The organism is Afifella sp. IM 167 (assembly GCF_020144925.1).
Lineage (GTDB): Bacteria > Pseudomonadota > Alphaproteobacteria > Rhizobiales > Afifellaceae > Afifella.
The window spans coordinates 525,046-533,952 of sequence record NZ_NSLC01000002.1; the positions used below are offsets into that span (position 1 = coordinate 525,046).

General features: G+C 66.2%; 10 protein-coding genes and 1 tRNA gene. 2 read left to right on the top strand and 9 right to left on the bottom strand.

The genetic code is table 11. The annotated features are described in order from the left end of the window. Positions 1 to 71: 71 nt before the first annotated feature. The gene (locus CLD20_RS05130; protein WP_224405510.1) at positions 72 to 485 is read right to left on the bottom strand and encodes a VOC family protein; all 414 of its coding nucleotides are present in this window, start codon (positions 483 to 485) and stop codon (positions 72 to 74) included. A 182-nt stretch (positions 486 to 667) separates the two neighbouring features. On the opposite strand from CLD20_RS05130, the gene CLD20_RS05135 reads away from it, so the two are divergent. Then, positions 668 to 1,171, top strand: a complete 504-nt coding sequence (locus CLD20_RS05135; RefSeq protein WP_255599472.1) for a single-stranded DNA-binding protein — start codon at positions 668 to 670, stop codon at positions 1,169 to 1,171. A gap of 4 nt (positions 1,172 to 1,175) precedes the next feature. On the opposite strand, the gene CLD20_RS05140 is transcribed toward CLD20_RS05135, so the two are convergent. The 3 genes from CLD20_RS05140 to CLD20_RS05150 form a co-directional block, all read right to left on the bottom strand. Further along, positions 1,176 to 2,612, bottom strand: coding sequence for a DUF2254 domain-containing protein (locus CLD20_RS05140; protein WP_224405512.1), 1,437 nt, complete (start codon positions 2,610 to 2,612; stop codon positions 1,176 to 1,178). A gap of 72 nt (positions 2,613 to 2,684) precedes the next feature. Then, a complete protein-coding gene (locus CLD20_RS05145) occupies positions 2,685 to 3,305 on the bottom strand; it encodes a glutathione S-transferase family protein (RefSeq protein ID WP_224405513.1) in 621 nt (206 codons plus the stop codon). A gap of 47 nt (positions 3,306 to 3,352) precedes the next feature. After that, positions 3,353 to 4,525: an isovaleryl-CoA dehydrogenase gene (locus CLD20_RS05150; protein ID WP_224405514.1), complete on the bottom strand. Its 1,173-nt coding sequence runs from the start codon at positions 4,523 to 4,525 to the stop codon at positions 3,353 to 3,355. Between the two features lie 143 nt (positions 4,526 to 4,668). Between CLD20_RS05150 and CLD20_RS05155 the strand changes: the two genes are divergently transcribed. Then, entirely contained in the window at positions 4,669 to 5,154 is a 486-nt protein-coding gene (locus CLD20_RS05155; protein ID WP_224405515.1) for an isoprenylcysteine carboxylmethyltransferase family protein, read from the top strand. Positions 5,155 to 5,161: 7 nt separating this feature from the next. On the opposite strand, the gene CLD20_RS05160 is transcribed toward CLD20_RS05155, so the two are convergent. The 5 genes from CLD20_RS05160 to CLD20_RS05180 form a co-directional block, all read right to left on the bottom strand. Continuing rightward, positions 5,162 to 5,578 (bottom strand): VOC family protein, encoded by a 417-nt coding sequence (locus CLD20_RS05160; RefSeq protein WP_224405516.1) that lies wholly within the window; start codon positions 5,576 to 5,578, stop codon positions 5,162 to 5,164. Continuing rightward, entirely contained in the window at positions 5,575 to 6,018 is a 444-nt protein-coding gene (locus CLD20_RS05165; protein ID WP_224405517.1) for a GNAT family N-acetyltransferase, read from the bottom strand. Before CLD20_RS05165 ends, CLD20_RS05160 begins: the two co-directional genes overlap by 4 nt. Positions 6,019 to 6,022: 4 nt before the next feature. Further along, positions 6,023 to 6,790 (bottom strand): GH25 family lysozyme, encoded by a 768-nt coding sequence (locus CLD20_RS05170; protein WP_224405518.1) that lies wholly within the window; start codon positions 6,788 to 6,790, stop codon positions 6,023 to 6,025. A 135-nt stretch (positions 6,791 to 6,925) separates the two neighbouring features. Continuing rightward, positions 6,926 to 8,332 (bottom strand): magnesium transporter, encoded by a 1,407-nt coding sequence (mgtE, locus tag CLD20_RS05175; RefSeq protein ID WP_224405519.1) that lies wholly within the window; start codon positions 8,330 to 8,332, stop codon positions 6,926 to 6,928. A gap of 127 nt (positions 8,333 to 8,459) precedes the next feature. Next, positions 8,460 to 8,544, bottom strand: a tRNA-Leu gene (locus tag CLD20_RS05180). Positions 8,545 to 8,907: the final 363 nt, after the last annotated feature.

An 8,907-nucleotide genomic window follows, 5' to 3' on the forward strand; every position in this document is an offset into this window, starting at 1 on the left:
GGTGATGGCGGCGGAATGTCTCGCCGGTCTCCTATCTAGTGCCTTTGCGCCGAGGTTCAAAAGGCTCCGCGTCAGTCCGAAAGGCTGACATTGCCATCGGCGTCGATCGGCCAGAAGGGATTGAAGGCGACTTCCCACAGATGCCCGTCAGGATCGGCGAAATAGCCGGAATATCCACCCCAGAAGACCTCCTCCGGCTTCTTCACGATCCGCGCCCCGGCCGCCTCGGCCTTGGCGAAGACCGCGTCCACCTCCTCGCGCGAGCGCCCGTTATAGGAGAGCGTGACCCCCGAAAAGCCGCTCCCCTGAACGTCGATGCCCACATCGGCGGCCAGCGCGTGGCGCGGATAGAGGGCGAAGACGAGGCCGTTGAGCGCGTAGAACGCGATCTCCTCCTCCGTATTGCCCCGCTTCCAGCCGAGCCCCTCCTCGTAGAAGCGGCGCGCCCGGGAAAGATCGTCCACCCCGAGCGTTACCGCGCTCATGCGCTGTTCCATCCATCCGCTCCCTTGCATCGTCGCGATGGCGAACATACAGTGAACATAAATTCGTCGCAAGCGAGGTTTGCAGGCGCGGCCCGCTTGGGGGACAAGGGGCGCAAGTTCGGCCGCGCACGAGAGCCTTCCCGGCACCGGGGCGCGGCGAAGATGGAACAAGGGAGAGTGTGATGGCGGGCAGCGTCAACAAAGTGATCCTGATCGGCAATCTCGGCGCCGATCCCGAAATCAGGCGGATGAACGACGGCCGGCCGGTGGTCAATCTGCGCGTGGCGACCTCCGAGAGCTGGCGCGACCGCAATTCCGGCGAGCGCCGCGAGCGCACCGAATGGCACCGCGTGGTGATCTTCAACGAGGGCCTCGCCAAGATCGCCGAGCAGTATCTGAAGAAGGGCTCCAAGATCTATCTGGAAGGCCAGCTGCAGACCCGCGAATGGGAGGACCAGTCCGGCCAGAAGCGCTGGACGACGGAGGTCGTGCTGCAGGGCTTCAACTCGGCGCTGACGATGCTCGACACGCGGGCCGGCGGCGGTGGCGGCGGCTACGACGCCCCGGATCGCGGCGGTCGTTCCGATTTCGGTTCCTCCGGCCCGATGGAGCGGAGCGGCGGCGGCGGCGATACTGGCGGCGGCGGCAATTTCCGCGACGAGCTCGACGACGAAATCCCGTTCTGATCGCTCAGGAGGGCCCGTACCGGCCCGCCTTTTCTTCGCCGTCCTTTTCCGCCGCGTCATCTTTTGCCGTGTCGTCTTCTGGCGCGTCGTCTTCCGCCACGTCCATTTCCTCCTCGAACGCACCTGCCTCGGCGATGCCGGCACGCGCGCGCTCGAAGAGCTTGTCGATAATTTCCTTGTCCGCCTCCTCCAGGGGACGGCGGCAGGCACTGGCCACGACGAGGCGAGCATGCTCCAGGTAGACCGCGCGCGCCTTGTCGCTGCGTGAGGAGGTGACGAGGTCGCCGAGCACGCTGAGGAGCGCGATGTTCATCGTATGCACATCCGCCCCCGCCTGGCGTAGCGGATGGAAGACCGTGCCGGCGATATCGTCGAAGCGCAGCACCTTCGGCACCAGAACGATGTCGCGCTTCTCGTCGAAGATGATCGGGGGCGTGAGGTCGCGTCCATCCAGTAGCGCAAACGCCGCGCCGATATGGTTGGCGCAGGCCACCGCCGTGAAAACGTCGTTGACGCCGGGCGACAAGGCCCGGAGCGCAATCTCCACCAACAGCTGGAAGCGGGCCGGAATGTCCTGATAGTAGGTCCGCGCCGCGCCGAGCATGATGGCATCGCGCACCAGGCCGGCGAAGTCCTCCGGCGGCTCGTCGAGATCGATGCGGGCGATCGGCTTGCGCTTGATGACGAAATCACCCGGCTGCACCAGGAGCTCCACGGTGCGGACCGCCGGATCGGCGCCGTTGGTGATCGCCGAATAGCTGATGAAAGTGACGTAGCCGTCCTTCTCGGCGAAGATCGTCGCGCCGTCCGGAGCCGACAGCACCGGCAGCCGCGGCTCCCGGTTCTCCTCGGCCTCCCGAACATTGCTCCGCAGCACGTCCTGCAGGTTGCCGGCGACCCGGGCAACGATGTGATCGACACTCACCTGGTCGGAGATGTGGTTGACGAAGACGACCAGGAAGGAGAGCGCGACCAGCACGAAGCCGATGGCGACGCCGATGGAGATGGTCCGCGTCTCGTTGAAGGTGCCGAGATAGTAGAGCGTCGTCAGCGCATAGGTGAAGGTGGCGAGCTGCATGCCGAGGGCGAGCCGCGTCAGCCGGTCCTGGCGGAAGTCCTGCACCAGCCGCGGCCCCAGCGTGGAGGCGGCGAGATTGCGGATCAACAGGGAGAGCGAATAGACGATCGAGGTCGCCGAAATCGTCGCCGCCGCGATCGTGCCCAGGATCGAGCGCGCCGTATCGGGCTCGATGCGGCGGAAGAAGGTGTGGCCGAGCAGATCGCGCAGGGCCTCCCACTGGTCGAGCTCGAGCGCCACCAGCGCCACGGCCCAGCCGCCAGCACCGATGACGAGCGGCACGAACCAGAAGCTTGTCAGGATGTCCTGGAAGCGCCGTCGCCAGCGCTCGAGGCGCAAAAGCCCCCGAATATCTATGAGCACGGTGTCTCCACCGGACGAATCGTCATGGCTCGGAAACTAGGGCGCTCTTCGCACAACGCTACGGCCGGCACCTCACGTCACCGGCAGCGGAAGAGCTTTTTGCGCCGAGGCGCGCTCCATCACCTCGCCGTAGTAGCGTTCGAGGTTGGCGGCCGGCTTGCGCTCGAGCGGCAGGTTCAGCCAGCGGTGCACGGCGGCGCCGATGGCGATATCGCCCATGGTGAAGGTATCGCCCGCCACGAAGCGATGGTCGCCCAGCCAGCTATCGAGGATCTTCGCGGCCGCCTCGCCCGCCTTGCGGCCGGCTTCCACCTGTGCCGGATCGCGCTCCGGCTCCGGCACACGGATCAGGGTGTAGAAGGCCGGGCCGTAGGCCGGCGAGAAACCGGTCGTCTGCCAGTCCATCCAGCGATCGGCGCTGGCGCGGGTGGGAAGATCGTCCGGCCAGAGCGTGCCGGCCCCGTGTTTGGCCGAAAGGTAGCGCACGATGGCGTTCGATTCCCACAGGATGAAGCCGTCGTCGTCGATCACCGGGACGAGTCCGTTCGGGTTCATCGCCAGGAATTCCGGCGTGTCGCTGACGCCATGGCCACGCCCGGCGAGGACGAGCTCGTATTCGATGCCGAGATCCTCCACGCAGAAGAGGGCCTTCTGCACGTTGATGGAATTCGGGCGGCCGTAGAGCTTGAGCATGAGGGGAGTTTTCCTTTCGGGGAGACTTCTTCTTGGGGGCGGAAAAATCAGGCGGTGCGCTGGAAGATCTCCCGCCCGATCAGCATCCGGCGGATCTCGCTGGTACCGGCGCCGATCTCATAGAGCTTGGCGTCGCGCAGGAGACGGCCGGTCGGATATTCGTTGATATAGCCGTTGCCGCCAAGGCACTGAATGGCGTCGAGCGCCACCTGCGTCGCCTTCTCGGCGGCGTAGAGGATCGCCCCGGCCGCATCCTGGCGGGTCGTCTGTCCGGCATCAGCCGCCCTTGCCACGGCATAGACGTAGGCGCGGGCCGCATTCATCGTCACATACATGTCCGCGAGCTTGCCCTGCATGAGCTGGAAGGAGCCGATCGGCTGGCCGAACTGCTCGCGCTCGTGAAGATAGGGCACGACGATGTCGAGCGCCGCCTGCATCAGCCCGATCGGGCCGGCGGCAAGGACGACGCGCTCGTAGTCGAGCCCCGACATGAGGATCTTCACCCCCTCGCCTTCCTTTCCGAGCCGGTTCTCCTCCGGCACCTCGCAATCGGCGAAGACGAGCTCCCCCGTCTCCGAGCCGCGCATGCCGAGCTTGTCGAGCTTCTGGGCGACGGAAAAGCCGACAAAGCCCTTCTCGATCAGGAAGGCGGAGATGCCGCGCGGCCCCGCCTCGGGATCGGTCTTGGCGTAGACGATGAGCGTATCGGCCTGCGGACCGTTGGTGATCCACATCTTGGAGCCGTTGAGAATGTAGCGCCCGCCCTTCTTCACGGCGGAGAGCTTCATGGAAACGACGTCCGAGCCCGCGCCCGATTCCGACATGGCGAGAGCGCCGAGATGCTCGCCCGAGACGAGTTTCGCGAGATAGCGGGACTTCTGCTCGTCCGTGCCCCAGCGGCGCAGCTGGTTGACGCAGAGATTGGAATGGGCGCCGTAGGAAAGGCCGATGGAGCCGGAAGCGCGCGAGACTTCCTCCATCGCCACGCAATGCTCCAGATAGCCGAGACCGGAGCCGCCCCATTCCTCCTCCACGGTGATGCCGTGGAGGCCGAGCTCGCCCATTTCCGGCCAGAGCTCGCGCGGGAACCAGTCTTCGCGGTCGATTCGCTCGGCGAGCGGCGCGATGCGGTCTCCGGCATAGGAGCGCACGCTGTCGCGCAGCATGTCGGCGGTCTCGCCGAGCTGGAAGTTGAGGGCGGGAAGGTCGTTGGCCAGCATGGGCTTTCCCTTGAGCGTTTCCTTTCGCGCAGGAGAAGATGCGCGGGCGCCGAGCGCAAGCCCTATTGCGCCATGCCCCGGCTTTCGGCATTCCGTTTCATGAATGTCATGGGCGCTCATGCCCGGCGGAGGCAGAGGAAGCGATGCAGACGCCATCCCCCGATTTCCATGCACGACCGAGCCACATTCCCTGGCCGCCGCTTATCATGGGGGGTGCGGTTCTCATCGGCGCGGCGCTCTCCTGGCTCGTCCCGATCCCGCTCGCACCGGGCCTGGCACAGGCTCTGCGCGCGATCGGCGTCGTGATGATGGGCTGCGCCGTCTCGCTCGACTTCTGGACCTTCCTCACCTTCCGGCGGCACATGACCACCGTCCGGCCGGACCGCTCCGCCTCGGCGCTCGCGACCGACGGGCCGTTCCGCTATTCGCGCAACCCCATCTATATCGGCAACACCGCCCTCATCTTCGGCCTCGGCCTCGCCTTCGGCAGCATCTGGGTGGCGCTGACGGCCCCTTTCGTCCTGGTCTTGATCGACAGGCTGGCTGTGCGCGGCGAGGAAAAGCACCTGGAGGCGCGGTTCGGCGAGCCCTACCGCGCCTACAAGACGCGCGTGCGGCGCTGGCTCTGACAGGCGCTCAGTAGATCGGCCAGAGGCCCGGCGTCGCCATTTCCAGGACATTGCCGGAAGGGTCGTTGAAATAGATCGAGCGCCCGCCCTTCGGCCATGCCACCTCACCCACGATCGCGATCTGGCGCGCCTGCAGGTGCCGCTTCCACGTGCCGTAGGCGTCCTTGGCGATGCGGAAGGCAAAATGCGCCGGCCCTTCCGAATGGTGACCGGGAATGACGCCGCCCGGCGTCTTCAGATCCTCGGTCGTATCGCCGCGCCGGAAAACCAGAAGCACCTCCGAAGGCCCCGCCTCGTAGGTCATCATGCGCGGCGAGACGGTCAGTCGCTCGAGGCCGAGCACGTCGCCGTAGAAGGCGTGCGAGGCTTCCAGGTCGTCGACATAGACGGCCGTCTCAAGGATGCCTTCGATTCGTGGGCTCATAGGGTATGCCTGTACTTCACGTATTCGGTGAGCTCGCCTAGCCTGTCATAGAGGGCGCGTGCAACAGCGTTGTCCGTCTCCGTCTGCCAGTAGACCTCGCTCGCACCCGCTGCGCCGGCGGCCGAGAAGACCGCCTCCATCAGGGCGCGGCCGACGCCGGAGCCTCTCGCCTCGGCGGCGACGAACAGATCCTCCAGATAGCAGCGCTCCGCCGTCGTCCATGTACCGGGATGGAAGAAATAGATGGCAAAGCCGGCCAGCCGGCCCTCCAGGAAGGCGCCGAAGGCGCAAAGCGGGCCGGTGGGATCGACGATCCGCCGCCAGGTCGTGTCGGTGACCTCGGGCTCAAGACGCGTGCCGTAAAAATCCAGATAGGCCTGCCAGAGAGGCGCGAAGGCAGCGCGGTCGGCCTCCGCCAGCGGCCGGACGTCAGGTGCCATCCGCTCAGCCTCCGGTGCTGCGCGCCAGCCAGCGCTCGAAGTCACGCTCCGAGCCGTTGAAGGCGTTGCGGTCGACATTGCCGGAAATGCCTTCCACGCGGCCCGTCGCCGTGAACTGCCAGATCAGGAACGGGCGGTCCTTGAAGCGCTCCTTCGGCTCGGCGGCGACGCTTCTCAGCCAGAAGGGATAGTTCCGGTAGCGGCCTTCCAGCACGTCCTTGTGGAAGGTGATGTCGGTATAGATGATCGGCTTCTTGCCGGTATGGGCCTCCATCGCCGCCAGCATGACGTCGATCTTGGCGAGCGCCTCCTCCTTGGAGATCTTGTGGCCGCAGGTCGCCGACTGGTGGTTCCATTCCAGGTCGAGCACCGGCGGAAGCTGGGATTTGTCCTGCGGCACCGCCAGCTGGTACCACAGCGCCTGCTCGGCGGCCGTCCGGCACCAGTACATGAAATGGTAGGCGCCGCGCGGCATGCCCGCCCGCGCCGCCGCTTCCCAGTTCTGGTAGAATTTCTCGTCGACGTGGTCCCCGCCTTCCGAGACCTTGATGTAGGCGAAGCGGATCCCCGACGCCTTCACGCGCCGCCAGTCGATGTCGCCCTGGTACTTGGAGATGTCGATGCCCTGGACCGGCATCTGATGCGCCCGCACCACCCCCGCATTCGGGTCGACATCCGGCAGATAGTCGATCGCGCCCCCGCCGCAGCCGGCCAGAAGGGCGGCCGCCAAAAGGGCCGCGCCGAAGCGGAGAAAAGGGTTTGCGCGCTGCATATGGATGATGACCTAAGCCCGTGCCGGGTTCGCCCCATTGGTGAAGCGTTAGCCTTTCCGGGGAGTTAATGGCGAGGGGGGCGCCGCGAATTCTCCTTCCCGTTGCACGAACGGCGCAGGAGCCGGCCGGCCGGCTCAGATGGCGAACCACCAGGCGGCGATGCCGAGGAAGGCGAAGAAGCCGACGACGTCGGTGACGGTGGTGACGAAGACCGAGGAGGCGATCGCCGGGTCGGCGCCGACCTTTTCCAGCGTCAGCGGAATGAGGATGCCGGCGAGGCCGGCGGCCACCATGTTGATCACCATCGCCGTGGCGATGATGCCGCCGAGCTGGAAGTCGCCGAACCACAGGCTCGCCACGGTGCCGATGATGATGGCGAAGAGCACCCCGTTGGCGAGGCCCACCAGCGCTTCCCTGGTGATGAACCGCAACGGGTTGATCGTCTCGATCTCGCGCGTCGCCAGCGCGCGCACGGCGACCGTCATCGTCTGGGTGCCGGCATTGCCGCCCATCGAGGCGACGATCGGCATCAGCACCGCCAGCGCCACCATCTGCTGGATGGTGCCGTTGAAGATGTCGATGACGGCGGAGGCGAGCACCGCCGTGCCGAGATTGATCAGCAGCCAGATGAAGCGCGAACGCACGGCGGAAACGAAGGTGTCGGAGATCTCTTCGTCGCCGACGCCGGCGAGGCGCTTGATGTCCTCGTCCGCCTCTTCCTCGATGACGTCGACGATGTCGTCGATGGTGATGACGCCGACGAGTCGGTCGTTCTCGTCGACGACGCCGACGGACAGAAGGTTGTAGCGCTCGAAGAGACGGGCGACCTCTTCCTGGTCGTCCGTGGCGGAGACCGAATGGGTCACCTCGCCCATCACCTCTTCCACGCGCACGGGACGCTTGGTGCGCAGGAGCCGGTCGAGCGGCACGGTGCCGAGGAAACGGAAGCGCGGATCGACGACGAAGATTTCGGTAAAATCGTCCGGCAGCCGGTCGTCCTCGCGCAGGAAGTCGATGGTCTGGCCGACGGTCCAGAAGGGCGGCACGGCAATGAAATGCGTCGTCATCCGCCGGCCGGCGGATTCTTCCGGGTAGTCGAAGGAACGCTCCAGCGCGATGCGCTCGGCCAGCGGAAGGGCGGCGAGAATCTCCTCGCGGTCCTCCTCCGCCATGTCCTCCAGGATGCCGATGGCATCGTCCGAATCGAGCTCGCGGACGGCCTCCGCGATCGCCGCGTTCGGAATGGCTTCCAGGATCTCGTCGCGGACGGCCTCGTCGACCTCGGTCAGCGCCGTCCAGTCGAAATCGGAACCGAGGAGCTCGATGAAAGGCTCGCGGTCTTCCCGGTCGAGCGCCTGCAGGATGTCGCCGAGATCGGATTCGTGCAGGTCGCCCGCAAGCTCGCTCAGGCGCTCGCCGTCGCGCGCCTCCACGGCCGCCGCGACAGCGGCGACATACGCGCCGTTGAGCGAGCCTTCCTCGTCGCGGACCGCCAGGTCGACGGGTTCCTCAACCTCTCGTTCGAGTGTCTCGGTTTCCATCTGCCATCCTTAGGTCGCGCGCCCGGGAGGGTCCAGAGCACCTGATCCGGGCGAGCCCGCCTGATCAGCGAAGGTGCCTGCGGGAAGACAACAAAAAAGGCGGCACGAAGCCGCCCCTTCTGTCGATTGGTGCGGTCGAGAGGACTCGAACCTCCACGGGTTGCCCCACAGCGACCTCAACGCTGCGCGTCTACCAGTTCCGCCACGACCGCGAAAATCAAACGCCGGCTCGGCCAGCGCGGCGCGTCATGTAGCAAAAGCCTCTGGGCGAAACAAGGCCGCCGATGCCGCTGGGAACCGCCGAATTCACAATTGTGTCGTGACGCACAGAACCTTTTGTCCCGCCCCCGCAACCTACGGACATAGCGACGGCAACGGGCCGACGCACAAACCGACAGGAGATGGATCATGAAGACCAGGTTCGTTCTTGCCGCGGCGGCCCTTGCCATTGGCGTCGTCGCGCTTCAGCCCGCCACGCAGGCCAAGGCCGGCGAGCTTTCGCCCACGCTGGTTGCCGGCGGCTGGGGCCCCGGCGGATGGGGTCCCGGTGGTGGTGGCTGGGGCCCGGGCGGAGG

Excerpts from the sequence above, each read along its gene's own strand:
- CLD20_RS05130 (WP_224405510.1), bottom strand. The coding sequence starts at position 485 with ATGAGCGCGGTAACGCTCGGGGTGGACGATCTTTCCCGGGCGCGCCGC.
- CLD20_RS05135 (WP_255599472.1), top strand. The coding sequence starts at position 668 with ATGGCGGGCAGCGTCAACAAAGTGATCCTGATCGGCAATCTCGGCGCC.
- CLD20_RS05145 (WP_224405513.1), bottom strand. The coding sequence starts at position 3,305 with ATGCTCAAGCTCTACGGCCGCCCGAATTCCATCAACGTGCAGAAGGCC.
- CLD20_RS05150 (WP_224405514.1), bottom strand. The coding sequence starts at position 4,525 with ATGCTGGCCAACGACCTTCCCGCCCTCAACTTCCAGCTCGGCGAGACC.
- CLD20_RS05155 (WP_224405515.1), top strand. The coding sequence starts at position 4,669 with ATGCAGACGCCATCCCCCGATTTCCATGCACGACCGAGCCACATTCCC.
- CLD20_RS05160 (WP_224405516.1), bottom strand. The coding sequence starts at position 5,578 with ATGAGCCCACGAATCGAAGGCATCCTTGAGACGGCCGTCTATGTCGAC.
- CLD20_RS05165 (WP_224405517.1), bottom strand. The coding sequence starts at position 6,018 with ATGGCACCTGACGTCCGGCCGCTGGCGGAGGCCGACCGCGCTGCCTTC.
- CLD20_RS05170 (WP_224405518.1), bottom strand. The coding sequence starts at position 6,790 with ATGCAGCGCGCAAACCCTTTTCTCCGCTTCGGCGCGGCCCTTTTGGCG.
- mgtE (WP_224405519.1), bottom strand. The coding sequence starts at position 8,332 with ATGGAAACCGAGACACTCGAACGAGAGGTTGAGGAACCCGTCGACCTG.